At 39.0% G+C, this 17,276-nt stretch carries 21 protein-coding genes; 1 reads left to right on the top strand and 20 read right to left on the bottom strand.

The genetic code is table 11. The features are described from left to right. Positions 1-18 precede the first annotated feature (18 nt). A complete protein-coding gene (locus JJN14_RS03130) occupies positions 19-2,355 on the bottom strand; it encodes a cation-translocating P-type ATPase (RefSeq protein WP_201059131.1) in 2,337 nt (778 codons plus the stop codon). Between the two features lie 132 nt (positions 2,356-2,487). On the opposite strand from JJN14_RS03130, the gene JJN14_RS03125 reads away from it, so the two are divergent. After that, positions 2,488-3,237 carry a lysophospholipid acyltransferase family protein gene (locus JJN14_RS03125; protein ID WP_201058881.1) on the top strand — a complete coding sequence of 250 codons (750 nt, stop codon included), beginning with the start codon at positions 2,488-2,490 and terminating at the stop codon, positions 3,235-3,237. Between the two features lie 43 nt (positions 3,238-3,280). Here JJN14_RS03125 and JJN14_RS03120 read toward each other — a convergent pair whose 3' ends face one another. From JJN14_RS03120 to JJN14_RS03030, 19 genes are all read right to left on the bottom strand, one after another. After that, positions 3,281-3,973 carry an alpha/beta hydrolase-fold protein gene (locus tag JJN14_RS03120; RefSeq protein ID WP_201058880.1) on the bottom strand — a complete coding sequence of 231 codons (693 nt, stop codon included), beginning with the start codon at positions 3,971-3,973 and terminating at the stop codon, positions 3,281-3,283. Beyond that, positions 3,954-4,964 (bottom strand): ABC transporter substrate-binding protein, encoded by a 1,011-nt coding sequence (locus JJN14_RS03115; RefSeq protein WP_201058879.1) that lies wholly within the window; start codon positions 4,962-4,964, stop codon positions 3,954-3,956. The genes JJN14_RS03120 and JJN14_RS03115 overlap by 20 nt, the downstream gene beginning before the upstream one ends. A 19-nt stretch (positions 4,965-4,983) precedes the next feature. Further along, positions 4,984-5,739 carry an ABC transporter ATP-binding protein gene (locus JJN14_RS03110; RefSeq protein ID WP_201058878.1) on the bottom strand — a complete coding sequence of 252 codons (756 nt, stop codon included), beginning with the start codon at positions 5,737-5,739 and terminating at the stop codon, positions 4,984-4,986. A gap of 1 nt (position 5,740) precedes the next feature. Continuing rightward, on the bottom strand, positions 5,741-6,787 hold the full coding sequence (locus tag JJN14_RS03105) for a FecCD family ABC transporter permease (protein ID WP_201058877.1): 1,047 nt from the start codon (positions 6,785-6,787) through the stop codon (positions 5,741-5,743). Between the two features lie 225 nt (positions 6,788-7,012). After that, a complete protein-coding gene (locus JJN14_RS03100) occupies positions 7,013-7,627 on the bottom strand; it encodes a TipC family immunity protein (protein WP_201058876.1) in 615 nt (204 codons plus the stop codon). A gap of 4 nt (positions 7,628-7,631) precedes the next feature. Continuing rightward, positions 7,632-8,240 (bottom strand): TipC family immunity protein, encoded by a 609-nt coding sequence (locus JJN14_RS03095; protein WP_201058875.1) that lies wholly within the window; start codon positions 8,238-8,240, stop codon positions 7,632-7,634. Between the two features lie 4 nt (positions 8,241-8,244). Then, entirely contained in the window at positions 8,245-8,859 is a 615-nt protein-coding gene (locus JJN14_RS03090) for a TipC family immunity protein (protein ID WP_201058874.1), read from the bottom strand. A gap of 12 nt (positions 8,860-8,871) precedes the next feature. Beyond that, positions 8,872-9,486 (bottom strand): TipC family immunity protein, encoded by a 615-nt coding sequence (locus tag JJN14_RS03085; RefSeq protein ID WP_201058873.1) that lies wholly within the window; start codon positions 9,484-9,486, stop codon positions 8,872-8,874. Between the two features lie 4 nt (positions 9,487-9,490). After that, positions 9,491-10,099, bottom strand: coding sequence for a TipC family immunity protein (locus tag JJN14_RS03080; protein ID WP_201059130.1), 609 nt, complete (start codon positions 10,097-10,099; stop codon positions 9,491-9,493). A gap of 4 nt (positions 10,100-10,103) precedes the next feature. Further along, positions 10,104-10,712 (bottom strand): TipC family immunity protein, encoded by a 609-nt coding sequence (locus JJN14_RS03075; protein WP_201058872.1) that lies wholly within the window; start codon positions 10,710-10,712, stop codon positions 10,104-10,106. Positions 10,713-10,716: 4 nt separating this feature from the next. After that, a complete protein-coding gene (locus tag JJN14_RS03070; RefSeq protein ID WP_201058871.1) occupies positions 10,717-11,325 on the bottom strand; it encodes a TipC family immunity protein in 609 nt (202 codons plus the stop codon). 4 nt (positions 11,326-11,329) lie between these two features. Next, positions 11,330-11,935 carry a TipC family immunity protein gene (locus JJN14_RS03065; RefSeq protein ID WP_201058870.1) on the bottom strand — a complete coding sequence of 202 codons (606 nt, stop codon included), beginning with the start codon at positions 11,933-11,935 and terminating at the stop codon, positions 11,330-11,332. A gap of 12 nt (positions 11,936-11,947) precedes the next feature. Continuing rightward, positions 11,948-12,415 carry a hypothetical protein gene (locus JJN14_RS03060; protein WP_201058869.1) on the bottom strand — a complete coding sequence of 156 codons (468 nt, stop codon included), beginning with the start codon at positions 12,413-12,415 and terminating at the stop codon, positions 11,948-11,950. Then, a complete protein-coding gene (locus tag JJN14_RS03055; protein ID WP_201058868.1) occupies positions 12,412-13,020 on the bottom strand; it encodes a TipC family immunity protein in 609 nt (202 codons plus the stop codon). The genes JJN14_RS03060 and JJN14_RS03055 overlap by 4 nt, the downstream gene beginning before the upstream one ends. A 4-nt stretch (positions 13,021-13,024) precedes the next feature. After that, positions 13,025-13,636 (bottom strand): TipC family immunity protein, encoded by a 612-nt coding sequence (locus JJN14_RS03050; protein WP_201058867.1) that lies wholly within the window; start codon positions 13,634-13,636, stop codon positions 13,025-13,027. A 10-nt stretch (positions 13,637-13,646) separates the two neighbouring features. Next, a complete protein-coding gene (locus JJN14_RS03045; RefSeq protein ID WP_201058866.1) occupies positions 13,647-15,287 on the bottom strand; it encodes a T7SS effector LXG polymorphic toxin in 1,641 nt (546 codons plus the stop codon). Next, positions 15,277-15,636: a DUF3958 family protein gene (locus JJN14_RS03040; protein WP_125416245.1), complete on the bottom strand. Its 360-nt coding sequence runs from the start codon at positions 15,634-15,636 to the stop codon at positions 15,277-15,279. Before JJN14_RS03040 ends, JJN14_RS03045 begins: the two co-directional genes overlap by 11 nt. Further along, a complete protein-coding gene (locus tag JJN14_RS03035) occupies positions 15,633-15,911 on the bottom strand; it encodes a TIGR04197 family type VII secretion effector (protein ID WP_070479865.1) in 279 nt (92 codons plus the stop codon). The genes JJN14_RS03040 and JJN14_RS03035 overlap by 4 nt, the downstream gene beginning before the upstream one ends. Positions 15,912-16,285: 374 nt before the next feature. After that, complete coding sequence (locus JJN14_RS03030) at positions 16,286-16,897, bottom strand: CadD family cadmium resistance transporter (protein ID WP_201058865.1); 612 nt, start codon at positions 16,895-16,897, stop codon at positions 16,286-16,288. Positions 16,898-17,276: the final 379 nt, after the last annotated feature.

The raw sequence follows: 17,276 nt of genomic DNA, 5'->3' as shown, positions 1-17,276 counted from the left end.
ACAGATTGCAGCCTTTCTTTATTTTCTGGCTTGATAGCGACTAGTCAGGATGAAAATCACGGTAAAGACCAACATCATGACACCATAAACAGGTAATGTTTGTCCTGTCAAGGTCGAAATTTCAAGCAGTTTTTGAATTCTTGGGAAGAGAGCTGTGGCTAGGAAGCCTCCTACTGACCAAACAATCAAGAGGACACGCCATAGGGTAAATGGCATGCAGGCTCTAAATACGGATAAGAAACCAATTGACCCAAGTAGATAATAGAGGAGGGTTGAGATTTCTATTTCAGACCAACCTTGGCTACTTCCAAAAATTTTCACAAAAAGAACGCTGAACACGACCATAAGTGCGCTTGGTAGAGCACGAAGCATGGATCTTCTGAGGAAGTTTGGCTCGACAGGTTTGATATTTCGCTCAAAAGTCAGAACGAATGGTGGGAAACCTTCCACGAACTGGTCGATCATGGTAATCTGAATTGGAATGAAGGGAAAAATCAAGATCCACTCAGACCGACCTAGTAAAGCACTGGCGATACAGATAACTGCGAGCAAGAAGGAATAAATCGTCTTAATCAAGAAAATCGGGGCGATGTGGGCAATGTTATTGACCACGCGACGACCTTCAAAGAGAATCTCAGGAACATCATTGAAGTCAGAGTTCAAGAGAACCAGATTGGCAATCTGACGAGTCGCGGGATCTCCCTCAGCCATCACGATAGAACAATCCGCCTCACGAAGGGCCAGAATATCATTAACTCCATCCCCTGTCATAGCTGTTGTATGCCCCGCTTTTTTCAGCGTTTGGATGATGAGTTTCTTTTGATGAGGGGAAACACGTCCGAAAATCGCAGTCTCCTCCGCCATAGCAACCAATTCCTCATCCGTAATTTTCGAGCAATCGACATAGCTGTGGTAGTCCGCAAAACCAGCCTTCTGAGCAATGCTAGATACAGTGACCGGATTATCACCAGAGATAATCTTGAGTCCCACTTCCTGAGAACGGAGATAGTCCAGCGTCTCTGCTGCTCCCTCTCGAATGGGGTCCAAGATTTCCAGCAAGGCTAGAGCCTGAATATCAGATGGTTTCTGTGGTTTGTGATGGTCTAATTTCTCCTGACTAAGAGCTAAGACCAAGACACGTGACCCTCTCTCCAAGGCCTCTCTGGCTTCAGGGACTTCAGAGTCCAACAACATCTCAGGCGCCCCTAAGAAAACTGTCCCTAATTCTTCCAATTCCATAGCTCCCCACTTGCGGTCGCTTGAGAAAGGAAGGTTGGAAATCATAGGATAGGCAACCTGTCCTTGGAAACGCTGGCGAATAGCTTGCGCAGTTGGATTTTTATCCTCACTATGGGCCATGTAACTAGTCAGGATACTGGCAATAGCCTCTTCACTATAAGTTTCCGTCAGTGGAAGAACAGCCTCCACCTGCATCTTTCCTTGGGTGATGGTGCCCGTCTTGTCCAAACAGAGCATATCCACGCGCGCCAAGGTCTCAACAGAGTACATCTCCTGCACCAAGACCTTTTTCAAGCCCAGCTTAATCACCGCGGTTAAGAGTGAAGTGATGGTCAAAAGAGCAATTCCCTTAGGTAACATCCCCAAAAGGGCTGTCGACGAGTTTACAACGGATGACTTGAGAGGCAGGCCTTTTAAGATCAAGGCTTCTAGCAAGAGAGCCAAACCAAAGGGAATGATAATCTTCCCAGTAAAACCTGCTAACCTGTCCAGCGATTTCATGATACGAGAGTTGATTGGTTTAACGGTCTTGGCCTCCAACATAAGTTTGGCAGCATAGTTGTCTGCACCGACATGGTGAACTTGAGCTAAAACTGACCCACTAGCTAGGAAACTTCCTGACAAAAGCAAGGTATCAACTTCCTTTTGCACCAAATCACTTTCCCCCGTCAACATGGCTTCATTGACTTCCGCAAAGCCTTCCAAAACCAAGGCATCACTAGGAATCTGCTCTCCTGCAGACAAACGAATGACATCTCCTAACACCAATTCTTCAGGATTCAGAGCCACTTCTTGGCCATCACGAATAGTCTTGACCTTTTCCTTGGTCATGAGATTGAGCTTGTCCACCATGTGTTTAGCCCGCAGCTCGGTCACAATCCCAGAAAAAGCGTTAAAGCAGATAACAGCAAAAAAGACCAAATTGCTCCAAGCCTGCACAAAGGCAAGGGCCAAAGCAATGGCAAAGTTCAAAGCGTTAAAAAGGGTAAAGACATTTCGTTTAACGATTTGCCAAGTGCTAGTACTGGCCGAAGCAGTAAAATCATTGACCAAGCCCTTAGCCTGTCTTTCCTTGACTTCTTTTTGGGTTAATCCCATAATCTTATTTTTATCCATAAATTCTATCATATCATTTTTTCTAAAAGAATTCTAATCTCATCCCAAATATGGACCTGGTCAAGGGAAAAGTTTGCCAGCCCTCCTTTGATAAGGTATAATAATAACAAGAAAAGAATCGAAGGAGATCGCATGTTTTATACTTATTTACGTGGATTGGTTGTCTTGCTCCTATGGTCCATCAATGGCAATGCCCACTATCATAATACCGATAAAATTCCTAATCAAGATGAAAATTATATTCTGGTTGCCCCTCACCGTACCTGGTGGGATCCTGTTTATATGGCCTTTGCGACCAAACCAAAACAATTTATCTTTATGGCCAAAAAAGAACTCTTTACCAACCGTATCTTTGGTTGGTGGATTCGTATGTGTGGTGCCTTTCCTATTGACCGTGAAAATCCTAGTGCTTCTGCCATCAAATATCCTATCAATGTTCTTAAAAAAAGTGATCGCTCTCTCATCATGTTTCCAAGCGGGAGCCGTCACTCAAACGATGTCAAAGGTGGAGTTGCTCTAATTGCCAAGATGGCCAAGGTGCGTATCATGCCGGTTACCTACACAGGTCCTATGACCTTGAAAGGCTTGGTTAGTCGTGAGCGTGTCGATATGAACTTTGGAAATCCAATCGATATCTCAGATATCAAGAAAATGAATGATGAAGGTATTGAAACAGTCGCCAATCGTATCCAAACAGAATTCCAACGTCTGGACCAAGAAACCAAACAATGGCATAATGATAAAAAACCAAACCCACTCTGGTGGTTTATCCGCATCCCTGCTCTCATCATTGCCATTATCCTCGCTATCCTAACTATCATCTTTAGCTTTATCGCAAGCTTCGTATGGAATCCAGATAAAAAGAGAGAAAACCTTGGTTAAATAAATACAACAATCCCTTGGCAAAAGCCAAGGGATAAATCTTTTATTCGATTTTCCATTTTTGGGCCAACCAGCTGGAAAAAGCTAGGAATCGTTCAGCTACTTGTTCATGGTGTCCATAAGGATCAAAGACAAATTGACCGTTCGGATAACATTTCTGAAGACTGGTATGGATCTGCTCAGCATAGACTGGTGCTTGAGCCAAGCGATTAGTATGGTGTGCTCCTTCTGTTTGACCGTTCTGTAAATACAGCAAACAGTCCAAATTTTTCACTGTCTCTGTCTTGCAGTAAGTCACAAAACCAGGATACCAAAAGGAACCGCAGATCGAAAAGACACAGGAAACCTTGTCAAAGCTGAAAAGACTGTAGACTGCCGCCAAACCACCGAGTGAGTAGCCTCCATAAGCAAGGCGTGCCTCATCCAGTCGATAAAGCGACTGCAACTTGTCTAAAAGACCTCCAAATAAATGATCATGATAGACCTTGGCCTGACCGCCAAAATCTGGAGCTCCATCTCTCAGAGCTGATGCCTTCCAGGGAGTGTAGTCGTCTAAGCGATTTTTAGAAATCAAGCCCACTAAAATCATAGATTCGGAAAGGGACGATAGGAAATCCAAGTTTCCATCATTCAATAAAATAGCCGGATAGGTTTGATTGGGGTCGTAGTTAGAGGGAAGGCTGATTTTGACTTGAATTCCTTCCCAATCAAACTCATTATTTATTGATAAAGTCATTGATTTTCTCAAGAGAATCAATCACTGCTGGACCATAGTCCATCAATTCATCGTAAGAGATGGTCATGATTTTTTGATTCTTAATAGCAGGAACGCTTTCCAAAACAGCATTTGCCTTCATCAACTCTACTGCTTTTTCATCCAATTTTTTATTGCGATCGCTGGTTACATAGATAATCAATTCAGGATCCATTGACACGAGATTTTCCAAGGTCAAGCCTGATGTCCCCGTAGCAACGTTTGTATAACCAAGTTGGTTCAGCAAACTTTCTTGCAAAGCAGACTTGTAGGCACCGAAGGTTTCATCATTATACGCAACCATAATCAAAGCCTTTTTCTTTTCACCTTGGCTTGCTGGGTTTACTTTCTTAACAGCGTCAATTTTAGTTTGTAATTGAGCTGCGTATTCATTAGCCTTGTCCTGAACATTAAAAATCATTCCAAGATTTTTAACATCTTCTACAATATTTCCTAAATCTTGCTGAATCGTTGAGAGAGAAGCTTTTTGCGTATAAACTGGGATTTTGTTTTCATTCCAAGTGCTAACTGTCCCCAAGGATTTTTCAGAAAACATCATGTTTCGACCCATCACAGCGTCCGGCTCATAAGAAAGGACTGTCTCTTGTGAGACTGTTTTTTTATCCCCAATTTGAGGAATAGTCGCAATCGCGTCCTTGTATTTGTCCGTCACAGCATTGTCTGGATTGAGCATGCCAACAATTTTATCCTTCAACCCCAACTCCAATAAGATTTCAGTTGTTGAAAGATTGTTGGTGATAACTTTTTCAGGTGCCTTGTCAAAGACTTGTTCGACTTCATTTCCTTTAGCATCATAGGTCTTAACCGTTAGTGGATAAGTCGTCTCTGCGCTCGCCTTTTGACTTGTTTCTGTGCTAGACTGTGTGGTAGCTTTTTCTGTAGTAGTATTGCCACAAGCTGCCATGGTTAGGGTAGCTACTGTTACCAGTAAAATGCTTAGTGTTTTTTTCATCTTGTTTTCCTTTTCATTCTTATAAATAGTGAATCATAGCTTGCTGATCCTCGGTCCAAGTCACCTGACTTTGAACTCCGTATACAGTTTGCAATGACTCAGGGGTGATGGTCTCCTTTGGAGTCCCTTGGTAAAGGATTTCCCCCTCTTTCATCAGATAGAGATAATCCGAATAGCGACAAGCAAGTTGAATATCATGCAGGATAGCTAGAACATTGACCTTGAGCTCCTTCACAATGGCCAACAAGTCTAGCTGATACCTGATATCCAGGTGATTGGTTGGTTCGTCCAGGAGCAAGAGAGTCGGTTCTTGCACCAAGGCGCGGGCTAGTAAGACTCGCTGTTTCTCTCCCCCTGACAGAGAAGAATAGAGACGAGTTTTCTTCTCGAGCATATCCACCTTAACGAGGGCATCTTGAACGAGAGTAAAATCCCTTTCCCTTTCCTTCTGTAAAAAAGAGAGGTGGGGAGTTCTTCCCAGCAAGACGATTTCTTCAACTGTACAATCAAACTGCAGTTGGTTAAACTGGGTCACAACTGCCATTTGCTTGGCTGTTTCTTTGAGCGTCCATTGTTCCAGAGGCTTTCCATCTAGGCTTATCAAGCCTTTGTCCGCCTTTTCCTGACGATAGAGGAGTTTAAGTAGACTGGTTTTCCCGCTTCCATTTGGTCCTAGTATCGTGTGAAATTGATTCCCTTCAACCTTAAGAGAGACTCCTTTGAGGATTTTTTTCTCTCCTAGTCCAAAATGGATATCCTGACAAATCAAGTCCATATCAGACCCTCACCTCCCTTCGCCTACCTCCAACAATGTAGATAAAGAAGGGAGCACCTACTAAGGCTGTGAAAATACCAATAGGAAGCTCTGCGTTTGGAATGATGATACGAGAGAGTACGTCTGCCCAGATGACAAAGAGGGCACCCAGTATGGTCGCAACAGGAAAAAGCCTCTTGTAATTCGTTCCTACTATCCCTCGAGCTAAATGTGGAGTAATCAGACCGACAAATCCAATAATCCCACAAGTTGCCACTAAGACTGCTGTCAGCACAGCCACCATTGTCACATAAAGATACCAATAAAAGCGTAAAGGAATTCCCAAAGTTAAAGCAGCCTCATCTCCCATCATCATCGCATTGAAAACACGATACTGGGTAGAGAAAAATAGAAAGGCTATTCCTACTACTATAGTTGGCAGGACCAAGTCTGCCCAGGAAGTCCCAGCGAGCGAGCCCATGGTCCAAAACTTAATGGTCATCACACTATCCGCATTAGCTCCGACTGAGATAATAAAGTTGGAAAAGGCTAGAAAGAGAGCGTTGACCACCGTTCCTGATAAAATCAGACTGGAAGTCGTCATCCTTCCCTGCATAGAGGCAATGATGAGGACAGCAATTGTTGCCAAAATAGCTCCAAGAAAAGCTCCAAGGCTAATCATCACTTTTAAACCAAGAATGATGCTCAAGGTTGCCCCTAGAGTTGCACCCGCAGATATTCCTAAGACATAAGGCTCTGCGATGGGATTGTTCACTGTAGACTGCATCACGCTACCACACATAGAAAGGCCTGCTCCTACTATCAGACCTAACAATACTCGGGGGAATCTCATGTTCCATACAATGGCAAGAGTAGACTTGGAAACCTCTCCTATCTCAAGAGGAAATCCCAACCTGCTCAAAATAATCCGATAGGTATCTCCTAGATCAATCGCAACAGATCCCATTGAAACTGCTAGAAAGAGAGAAATCCCTAAAATACCTAGCAAAATAACTAAAAGTAACACAAATTGCTGGTCTTGTCGGCTTCCAGAAAATTTGGAAAGCATGCAAACCTCCTTTGATAGAATCTTAAAAATTTAGAAAATTCTCATGAAAAGTATACCATATTTTCAACAATGGAACAAGATGAGAAAAATAAATATAGTTGGTCTTACAGTACTAATAATCGTAACCGAAGATTATACTTGAGTATATCGAGGTAAAGTGACACCATAAAAAGCCCTCTGAAAATAGAGAGCCACCTGTTTATATAATTAGTGAGAATCTTTATGTCACCAATTCTCCCACTGGGTTTCGACTTTCACCTCGCCATAGTTGCTTGGTGAGTACTTACTGTCATAAATCGAGAACCAATCTTTCAGAACTTTCTGGTTGACGATTTCGTCGTAGTAAGAATCCAAGTCCTTAGCAGTGATACCGTACTGTTCTAGGTAGGATTTCACCTGAGCTTCGTCTTCAATATAAGTTTCCGTATCTGCTTTCTTTAAACCTATATTCACAAATTTTTTTAAAACACGATCCTTACGAGTATAGTTATCCCATATTCTAACTCTAACATTTGGCCCAATTCGTTTTTCAAATGAGATTGAACTTAATTGTGTTTTTGTATCAAAATTAAAACCTATTTCGATTTCAAAATACTCTTCTGGGGTATGGTCTTTATTATAAGTTCCAAATGGATAATATTTAGAATACTCTCCATCACTTGGCCAATCCGGTCTGATTTCAAAGCCATCTATATTTCTTAAAATATTATTTGATCGATAGGTTTTCTCCGTCTCCTGATAAATCTCATCAAAAATATTTTTAGGTTGATTGATAAAAAAGTAAAAACAAGATACTACAATTAGTACAAATAACGCTACTAGACCTAAAATTTTCTTCATATTGTCACCAATTCTCCCACTGGGTTTCAATCTTGACCTCACCATAGTTGCTTGATGAATACTTGCTGTCATAAATCGAGCACCAATCTTTCAAGACTTTCTGGTTGACGATTTCGTCATAGTCCTTCTCTAATTCTTCTTTGGAAATATTATTTTTTCTTAAATATTCTCTTACTTTTTCTTCATCATCAATAAATTGGCCTGGTTTCCTTGGCTCTTCAAAAATCGCAAGTTTCTTTTTGAGCACTTTCTTTTGCAGATTATAGTGTGCTGAATACCATAGGGTAATATTCGAATTAGTCTTTCTTTCAAAACGAATCGACACTCCCTTTATCCCTTCTCCAAAATTAAAGTTAATGGTTATATCACTATAGCCTTTGGTTAGAGTTTCATACTTTCCAAAAGGAGTATACGAAATATTAGGGTCGTCACTTGGCCAATCTGGTCTGATTTTAAACCCATCTATATGCCTTAAAATATTATTTGACCGATATGTTTTCTCCGTTTCTTGGTAAATTTCATCAAAAATGTTTTTAGGTTGTTTAGGAAAAAAGTAAAAACAAAATAATACAACTAGTAAGACTAACGCTACTAAACCGAGGATTTTCTTCATATTGTCACCAATTCTCCCACTGGGTTTCAACCTTCACCTCGCCATAGTTGCTTGGCGAGTACTTGCTGTCATAAATCGAACACCAGTCTTTTAAGACTTTTTGATTGACGATTTCGTCGTAGTAAGAATCCAAATCCTTGGCAGTGATACCGTACTGCTCTAGGTAGGATTTTACCTGAGCTTCGTCTTCAATATAAGTTTCCGTATCTGCTTTCTTCAAACCTATTTTGACAAATTTTTTCAAAACACGATCCTTACGAATATATTTATTCCATAAGCGAACTCTAACGTTTGGCCCGATTCGCTTTTCAAATGAGATTGAACTTAACTGTGTTTTTGTAGCAAAATTAAAACTAATTTCTACTTCAAAATACTCTTCTGGGGTATGGTCTTTATTATAAGTTCCAAACGGATAATATTTAGAATACTCTCCATCACTTGGCCAACCTGGACTAATTTTAAACCCATCTATGTTTCTTAAAATATTATTTGTGCGATAGGTCTTCTCCGTTTCTTGGTAGATTTCATCAAAAATGTTTTTAGGTTGTCTAGTAAAAAAGTAGAAACAGGATGATATGATTATCACGAATAAGGCTACTAGCCCTAGGACTTTCTTCATGTTGTCACCTTATCACCAATTCTCCCACTGGGTTTCAATCTTAACATCGCCATAATTACTTGGCGAGTACTTGCTGTCATAAATCGAGCACCAATCTTTCAAGACTTTCTGGTTGACGATTTCGTCGTAGTAAAAATTCAAATCCTTGGTAGTGATACCGTACTGCTCTAGATAGGATTTCACCTGAGCTTCGTCTTCGATATAAGTTTCCGTATCTGATTTCTTTAAAACTATTCTCACAAATTTTTTTAAAGTACGATCTTTATAAGTATATTTATTCCATATCCTAACTTTCGTGTTAGGCCCTACTTGTCTCTCAAATGAAATCGAGCTTAATTGAGATGTATACTCAAAATTAAATCTAATTTCTATCTCAGAATAATCTGACGGTGTTTTCTCTTTGTTGTATAATCCGAACGGAGTATACAAAATATTGGGGTCATCACTTGGCCAATCCGGTCTGATTTTAAACCCATCTATATGCCTTAAAACATTATTTGACCGATAGGTTTTCTCAGTTTCTTGGTAAATCTCATCAAAAATGTTTTTAGGTTGTTTTGGAAAAAAGTAAAAACAAAATAATACAACTAGTAAGATTAAAGCTAATAAACTGAATATTTTCTTCATATTGTCACCAATTCTCCCACTGGGTTTCGACTTTCACCTCGCCATAGTTGCTTGGTGAGTACTTACTGTCATAAATCGAGCACCAATCTTTCAGGACTTTCTGATTGACGATTTCGTCGTAGTAAGAATCCAAATCCTTGGCAGTGATACCGTACTGCTCTAGGTAGGATTTCACCTGAGCTTCGTCTTCGATATAATTTTTTGTATCTGCCTTCTTCAAAACTATTTTTACAAATTTTTTTAAACTACGTTCTTTATGAGAATATACAGTCCACATTTTTATATTCACGTTGGACCCTATATGTTTTTCAAATGATATCGAACCAATTTCATCTTCAGAATAAAAACTAAATCCAATTCTTAGTTCAAGATAACTTTCCGGAATATTTTTATAATTTCCTGAAGGTGTATACCTTAAAAATTCTCCATCTCTTGGCCAAACTGGTTTAATGTCAAAGCCATCTATATTTCTTAAAATATTATTTGACCGATAGGTTTTCTCCGTCTCCTGGTATATTTCATCAAAAATATTTTTAGGTTGTTTAGGAAAAAAGTAAAAACAAACTGATACAAGTAATACAATTATTGTTAAAACACCTAGTATTTTCTTCATGCTATCACCAATTCTCCCACTGAGTTTCAATCTTGACATCGCCATAATTGCTTGGCGAGTACTTGCTGTCATAAATGGTGCACCAATCTTTCAAGACTTTCTGGTTGACGATTTCATCATAGTCTTTGTCTAAATCTTCTTTGGAAATATTATTTTTTCTTAAATATTCTCTTACTTTTTCTTCATCATCAATAAATTGACCTGGTTTCCTTGGCTCTTCAAAAATCGCAAGTTTCCTTTTGAGTATTTTCTTTTGCATATTATAGTGTGCCGAATACCATAGGGTAATATTCGAATTAGTCTTTCTTTCAAAACGAATTGACATCCCTTTAATACCTGAACCAAAATTAAAGTTAATGGTTATATCACTATAGCCTTTGGGAAGAGTTTCATACTTTCCAAAAGGAGTATAGGATATATTTGGATCATCACTTGGCCAACCTGGACTGATTTTAAACCCATCTATATGCCTTAAAATATTATTTGTACGATATGTCTTCTCTGTCTCCTGGTAGATTTCATCAAAAATGTTTTTAGGTTGTTTAGGAAAAAAGTAAAAACAGGATAATATAATTAGTACGAATAAGGCTACTAAACCGAGAATTTTCTTCATGTTATCACCAATTCTCCCACTGGGTTTCAACCTTGACATCACCATAGTTGCTTGGTGAATACTTGCTGTCATAAATCGAACACCAATCTTTCAAGACTTTCTGGTTGACGATTTCGTCGTAATCCTTCTCTAATTCTTCTTTGGAAATATTATTTTTTCTTAAATATTCTCTTACTTTTTCTTCATCATTAAGATATTGACCCGGTTTCCTTGGTTCTTCAATGATGGCAAGCTCTTTTTTAAGGATTTTCTTTTTTATATTATAGTGTGCTGAATACCATAGGGTAATATCCGAATTAATCCTTTTTTCAAAACGTATCGTCATTCCTTTAATACCTTCTCCAAAATTAAAGCTAATACTTATGTCTTTATAACCTTCAGGATGAGTTTGATACTTCCCTGAAGGGGTGTATGCAAAATATTCTCCATCATTAGGCCAACCTGGACTAATTTCAAAACCTTCTATATGCCTTAAAACATTATTCACTCGATATGTTTTCTCCGTCTCCTGATAGATCTCATCAAAAATGTTTTTAGGTTGTTTAGGAAAAAAGTAAAAACAGGATAATACAATTAGTGCAATTAAGGCTATTAGACCTAAAATTTTTTTCATGTTATCACCAATTCTCCCACTGGGTTTCGACTTTCACCTCACCATAGTTGCTTGGCGAGTACTTACTGTCATAAATCGAACACCAATCTTTCAAGACTTTCTGGTTGACGATTTCGTCGTAGTAGGAATCCAAATCCTTGGCAGTGATACCGTACTTCTCTAGGTAGGATTTCACTTGGGCCTCATCTTCAATATAACTATCCTCATTTCCTGATAATACTATCTGAATTGACTTTGTGATTGTTTTAGTGTTTGGATTATATTTGCTGATCATCCATATCTTCGTTCCATCAGCTATTTTTCTCTCAACTGAAACAAACATTTTACTATACGCTTTCTCAAAATTAAATCCAACTCTCAGTTCAAGATAGCCTTCTGGAAGAGTCTTATACTTCCCTAAAGGGCTATATTTAAAATACTCTCCATCACTTGGCCAACCTGGACTAATTTCAAAGCCATCTATTTTTCTTAAAATATTATTTGTCCGATAAGTTTTCTCAGTTTCTTGGTAGATTTCATCAAAAATGTTTTTAGGTTGTCTACTAAAAAAGTAAAAACAGGATGATATGATAATTATGACTATAGCCAATATACTGAGTGTTTTCTTCATTAACTTTTCCTCCTAATCTGCCACTGATTCCAAACGATTTAAAAATGTCGATACTTCGGGGTATTTTTCCTCAATATACTCTTTAATAGATGCCTCGCCTTTCTTCAGTATATTCGGAGGCACTACTCCTGCATAAATCATACCTTTGACGTGTTTCCAATCCTTATTGTTCAAGAATTCTCTTTTTCTCAGAGTCGAATCCTTTTGAAGGTCAGAGTAATAAGAAGTTATGGCTTGGTCATAGGATTGCCCCTTCTGCATACGGCTGATAAGGTTGACCGAGTCTAGGTCTGCCTTGTAGTCATCCTCGCCAATACTTGGTTTCTTATCCGTAGCATTTTTAGTCGTGTCTCCTTCCCAGCCTGAAAGATCCTTGACATGCCCTCTACCGCCATAGAGATCGGATAACTGAAGACTGCTAGGATTTAGATGGGTGGCCATAGTGATGGACTGGTGGGTAAAGTCTGCATGGCCTATCACCAATTCTCCCACTGGGTTTCAACCTTGACATCACCATAATTGCTTGGCGAGTACTTGCTGTCATAAATCGAGCACCAGTCTTTCAAGACTTTCTGGTTGATGATTTCGTCGTAGTCCTTCTCTAATTCTTCTTTGGTTATGTTATATTTTTTTAAATAGTTTCTTACTTTTTCTTCATCATCAAGATATTGACCTGGTTGCCTTGGCTCTTCAAAAATCGCAAGCCCTTTTTTGAGCACTTTCTTTTGCATATTATAGTGTGCTGAATACCATAGGGTAATATCCGAATTAATCCTTTTTTCAAAACGTATCGTCATCCCTTTAATACCTTCTCCAAAATTAAAGCTAATACTTATGTCTTTATAACCTTCAGGATGAGTTTGATACTTCCCTGAAGGGGTGTATGCAAAGTATTCTCCATCGTTAGGCCAATCGGGTCTGATTTTAAACCCATCTATGTTTCTTAAAATATTATTTGACCGATAGGTTTTCTCTGTCTCCTGGTAGATTTCATCAAAAATGTTTTTAGGTTGATGAATAAAAAAATAGAAACAGGATGATATGATTATCACGAATAAGGCTACTAAACCGAGAATTTTCTTCATGTTATCACCAATTCTCCCACTGGGTTTCGACTTTCACCTCGCCATAGTTGCTTGGTGAGTACTTACTGTCATAAATCGAGCACCAATCTTTCAGGACTTTCTGGTTGACGATTTCGTCGTAGTAAGAATCCAAATCCTTGGCAGTGATACCGTACTGCTCTAGGTATGATTTTACTTGGGATTCATTGTCAATATAATTTTCGGAATTCCCCTTTATTACAATTACTTCTACTTCTTTTTTCAAACTTTTTTCAAGATAGCTATATACTGTTCTTATCCGTATTCTAACACCTGAATCAATATATTTGTCAAAACGAATAAAACTTGTTTGTTCCAAATTTTGAAAATTAAATCCTAGTACAACTTTACAATAATTATTAAAAATGTTGTCTTTATAGGTTACATGTGGACTATATTTTAAACTTTCATTATCACTTGGCCAAACTGGACGAACAATAATATCTTCATTTTTTCCAAAAATATTATCTACCTGATAACTCTTCTCCGTTTCTTGGTAGATTTCATCAAAAATATTTTTAGGTTGACGCACAAAGAAGAAAAGACAAACTGATACAAGTAATATCACTATTGTTAAAACGCCTAGTATTTTCTTCATAGACTTCCTCCTACTCCGCCACAGCTTCTAAACGATTTAAAAATTTGGACACACCTTGATAATTACTTTCAATATACGCTTTAATGGCATCTTCCCCTTTTTGCATAATCTCTAATGGAAGGATACTGGCATAGATAGTGCTTCTTACCTGCTTCCAATCTTTATTTTTTAAGAATTCTCTTTCTCTCTGAGTCGAATCCTTTTGAAGATCAGCATAGTAAGAAGATATAGCTTGGTCATAGGATTGTCCCTTCTGCATGCGGCCGATAAGATTGACTGAATCAAGGTCTGCTTTGTAGTCATCTTCGCCTATGCTTGGCTTCATATCATTAGCGTTAAAGGTCGTGTCTCCCTCCCAGCCAGAAAGGTCCTTGACATGCTCTCTACCACCATAGATATCGGCTAACTGAACTTGATTAGGATTAAGATGAGTGGCCATAGTGATGGACTGGTGGGTAAAGTCTGCATGACCCACTCCATTGTTAGAATAGGCCTTCAGTTTCTCGTCCCAAAACTTATCAAAATTCTCAGAATTTTCATAAGCTCTTTGATAAGCTTCTTTTGAGTCTTGATATACTAAAGGATGATCTTTCTTCAGATCACCAGATGCACTGTATTCCCCACTAGCCAATTCATGTTGCAATCTAAGATTATAATACAGTTCTTTGGCCTTTTCTTCTTTCAATCCCAGTTCTTGATAAATTTCAAGAATTGGTTTCAATGTTCTCAATTTTTGGCCTGTCTGCGGATCGCTCACAAATTCTTTATAAAAATAATGCCCCAATCCACCTGCTGTTTCATTCCACTTAAAGCCATCATAGTAGGCTGCACCGACGACTCGCAAAAAGATATAGTCACGAAACTCTTGACTTGAGGTTGGGAACTTCTTGTCTATCCCTTGCTTGATGGTCAAGAGTTGCTGGGCTGTCTCTGCGTCAAAGCCGTATTCTGCCATCATGGACTGGACAAAGGCTTTCTCTTGACGACTGAGTTTCATATCCTTTGTATCAGTATAAGCAGACAGGTAGTTGGCCCAAGTCAGGTCAGATGGAATTTTAAAGATCCCTGTCTTTGCATCCCAACTACTTTCAATCTGGGCCAGTCCGCGACTCAGTTGCACATCGATACTGTCTAGTTCATCGAAAAGCCCTCCTGAGTAGCTATCATAGGCACGCAGGTCTCTCAAAATCGTTTCATAGACGCGTTTATTGGCATGATGTCCTCGCATGAGTTCCACATTACTGCGTCTCAATCTTCCCTTTTCTTCACTATCCATGGTCAAGCTAGAAAGGAATTGGTTGACTTCATCTAGATAGGCAATCATTTGCTCTTCCTGGCGGATCTTATCAAGTAGATCATCCTCCCGCCAACTCTTGCTGTCGACCATCGTTTGGTAGTCTTCTGGCAATTTCTTGATAGCTTGAGAGAAGGTTTCCGCATAGAGCTGCCCCCCTTTGCTCAAGGGTAATAAGACACTTGCAAAAAAACTTCTAGCCGAATTATAAGCATCGCCCTTTAGACTCTCTGTATCCTCTGAAAACTTTTGAATGGCTGATTGCAAGTCTTGATAAGCCTCAACCTGAGATTGGCACATGGTTGCTACACTCGAACTTTGTAGTTGTGATTGTTCTAAGTACATATCAATGCCCATGTCGTTTTTCCTCCTCTCTTTCTAGTTCTTTGCGTCTTTCATAGTAGACCTCATCCAAGTCTCCCTCTAACCGGAACTTTTCTTTTTTCAAATCATCCATGCGGTAGCTGAGCTTCTCAAGAATTTGGTTTTTAAGTTGGTTTCTTTGTAGGAGTGTTTCTTCCAACTGTCCTGCATATCGGCTCTGATAGGCCGCCTCCCACAAATCATTTTGATAACGGTGACTAGCTCTATCATACCCTTCAAAGGTTTCTATCAGTTCTTTGGTGCGATATTTCTCTTTTCCATTGTCTTCTAGCTGGTACAAGAGTTCTCGCTCTCTTTTCTTCAACTCATCCAACTTGCTCATGCATGACTCCTAAAACCATTGGCACCCGCTTCATCTAACGCCTCAAAATCACTCGCTATAGAGTGCAGTCGTTCTGAAGTCAGGGTAACGGCTGCCGAAATCTGACTAGCTAGATTTTGAGACTTTGTCAGACATTGATGGGCTTTGTTATTCCCTTGAAGGGTCGTTCGATCATCTTGACTAGCCACAGCAATCGCTGTTAACGATTGACAAGCATTTTTCAGCTGACTCGCATATGTTTGCGCAATATTTAGATCACTTTTTACTGTTGACATGACTGTTCTATCCTTTTTCTTAATCCCTTGTGATAGGTTTACTTTATTTAGCTATATAGACCTATTATACCATGTTTTGAATGCAAGCCCTAATTTATTCTATATTTAGATAATAAAATAGTTTTATATCTAAAAAGCTACCTAATTAGACTAGCTTCATTATCAAGCTATGCTTAATTGAACTCGGACTAAGCACTTGGCAAAAAAGATAAAATCTCCACAAAGGGAGAAAATCTGGTTTATTTTACCTTATAGTGCTAGTAACCGAAGATTATACTCGAGTATATCGCGAGGTAAAGTGACAACATAAAAAGCCCTCTGAAAATCAGAGAGCTGATTTGAGCCCGGGCTAAAATCCTAGTGAAACAAAAAATCTACACGGTCAGAAAAGTCTCTATCGTGCCATTTTCATACATGATGTATAGTCCAAGTAGAATGAATACTAAGGGCACAATGATTCGCTCGTATTTTTCAACTGTCTCGAATATTAACGGAATAGAGGATAACACCCGACTAATCTCGCATAAGATAATTATGCCGATTACAAACACAAGCAACGCCACGAGGGTCTGTGACCAATCTAACGAAGCAAAATAAGGTATATAGATACCTAAATTATCTCCGCCAGACGCAATTGTTAGCAATGTAACTGTCCAAAACAGTTGATTTGCCTTGCTTTGTTCTAATCTTTCAATAATTTCTTCCTCTTCTTCCTCACCTTCTCCAACAATTGCAAAGCGAATCCCTAAATAAATAGGGATTAAACCAAGCAATCCAACCAGCCATTCTTCAGGCACGAAATTAACGATATAAGCAGCAACTAAACTCGCCCCTACAAGTAAGCCTGTGCCTAGATATTGCCCCGCATAAATATGCCATTTTTGTTTATTCTGTGATAGCTGTGCAAATAAAATAATTAAAATAATTAAATAATCGATACTGGTAGAAATATAAACACCAATAGCAGATATGATTGTCTGTACCATAAAAAAACTCCTGTATTAGTCAGTAATAAATCAGCAGATTTTAGGAGAGCACAGACACATTAATTTAGCTATCGCTAGTGGGTAATGTCGAACATAGGAAAGCATTTTACTCCTCCTCAAAACGTAGTTACAAAGTAATTTCTAACTGAAATTCAGTGACTACTTCCATGTAAAGTATAACATACTATACTTTACTTCGTAAAGTGTGGGCTCTCCGAGGGGGCTTGCAGACAGCTACGCACCCTTATGGTGTAATTAGCTGATACCATTTGAGGTTTTTGTAGTCTCCAAAATTGTGACCGATAAAACACGATTCAGTTATTCCAGATGCTGAAAACTGTTTTTGTAGTCTCCAAAATTGTGACCGATAAAACCTCAA

The sequence above is a fragment of the Streptococcus mitis genome (genome assembly GCF_016658865.1).
GTDB classification, from domain to species: Bacteria; Bacillota; Bacilli; order Lactobacillales; family Streptococcaceae; genus Streptococcus; species Streptococcus mitis_BT.
The sequence above is the reverse complement of the archived record's forward strand: the minus strand, read 5'-3'. Positions and strand labels throughout refer to the sequence as shown.

Excerpts from the sequence above, each read along its gene's own strand:
- JJN14_RS03130 (WP_201059131.1), bottom strand. The coding sequence starts at position 2,355 with ATGGATAAAAATAAGATTATGGGATTAACCCAAAAAGAAGTCAAGGAA.
- JJN14_RS03125 (WP_201058881.1), top strand. The coding sequence starts at position 2,488 with ATGTTTTATACTTATTTACGTGGATTGGTTGTCTTGCTCCTATGGTCC.
- JJN14_RS03120 (WP_201058880.1), bottom strand. The coding sequence starts at position 3,973 with ATGACTTTATCAATAAATAATGAGTTTGATTGGGAAGGAATTCAAGTC.
- JJN14_RS03115 (WP_201058879.1), bottom strand. The coding sequence starts at position 4,964 with ATGAAAAAAACACTAAGCATTTTACTGGTAACAGTAGCTACCCTAACC.
- JJN14_RS03110 (WP_201058878.1), bottom strand. The coding sequence starts at position 5,739 with ATGGACTTGATTTGTCAGGATATCCATTTTGGACTAGGAGAGAAAAAA.
- JJN14_RS03105 (WP_201058877.1), bottom strand. The coding sequence starts at position 6,787 with ATGCTTTCCAAATTTTCTGGAAGCCGACAAGACCAGCAATTTGTGTTA.
- JJN14_RS03100 (WP_201058876.1), bottom strand. The coding sequence starts at position 7,627 with ATGAAGAAAATTTTAGGTCTAGTAGCGTTATTTGTACTAATTGTAGTA.
- JJN14_RS03095 (WP_201058875.1), bottom strand. The coding sequence starts at position 8,240 with ATGAAGAAAATCCTCGGTTTAGTAGCGTTAGTCTTACTAGTTGTATTA.
- JJN14_RS03090 (WP_201058874.1), bottom strand. The coding sequence starts at position 8,859 with ATGAAGAAAGTCCTAGGGCTAGTAGCCTTATTCGTGATAATCATATCA.
- JJN14_RS03085 (WP_201058873.1), bottom strand. The coding sequence starts at position 9,486 with ATGAAGAAAATATTCAGTTTATTAGCTTTAATCTTACTAGTTGTATTA.
- JJN14_RS03080 (WP_201059130.1), bottom strand. The coding sequence starts at position 10,099 with ATGAAGAAAATACTAGGTGTTTTAACAATAATTGTATTACTTGTATCA.
- JJN14_RS03075 (WP_201058872.1), bottom strand. The coding sequence starts at position 10,712 with ATGAAGAAAATTCTCGGTTTAGTAGCCTTATTCGTACTAATTATATTA.
- JJN14_RS03070 (WP_201058871.1), bottom strand. The coding sequence starts at position 11,325 with ATGAAAAAAATTTTAGGTCTAATAGCCTTAATTGCACTAATTGTATTA.
- JJN14_RS03065 (WP_201058870.1), bottom strand. The coding sequence starts at position 11,935 with ATGAAGAAAACACTCAGTATATTGGCTATAGTCATAATTATCATATCA.
- JJN14_RS03055 (WP_201058868.1), bottom strand. The coding sequence starts at position 13,020 with ATGAAGAAAATTCTCGGTTTAGTAGCCTTATTCGTGATAATCATATCA.
- JJN14_RS03050 (WP_201058867.1), bottom strand. The coding sequence starts at position 13,636 with ATGAAGAAAATACTAGGCGTTTTAACAATAGTGATATTACTTGTATCA.
- JJN14_RS03045 (WP_201058866.1), bottom strand. The coding sequence starts at position 15,287 with ATGGGCATTGATATGTACTTAGAACAATCACAACTACAAAGTTCGAGT.
- JJN14_RS03040 (WP_125416245.1), bottom strand. The coding sequence starts at position 15,636 with ATGAGCAAGTTGGATGAGTTGAAGAAAAGAGAGCGAGAACTCTTGTAC.
- JJN14_RS03035 (WP_070479865.1), bottom strand. The coding sequence starts at position 15,911 with ATGTCAACAGTAAAAAGTGATCTAAATATTGCGCAAACATATGCGAGT.
- JJN14_RS03030 (WP_201058865.1), bottom strand. The coding sequence starts at position 16,897 with ATGGTACAGACAATCATATCTGCTATTGGTGTTTATATTTCTACCAGT.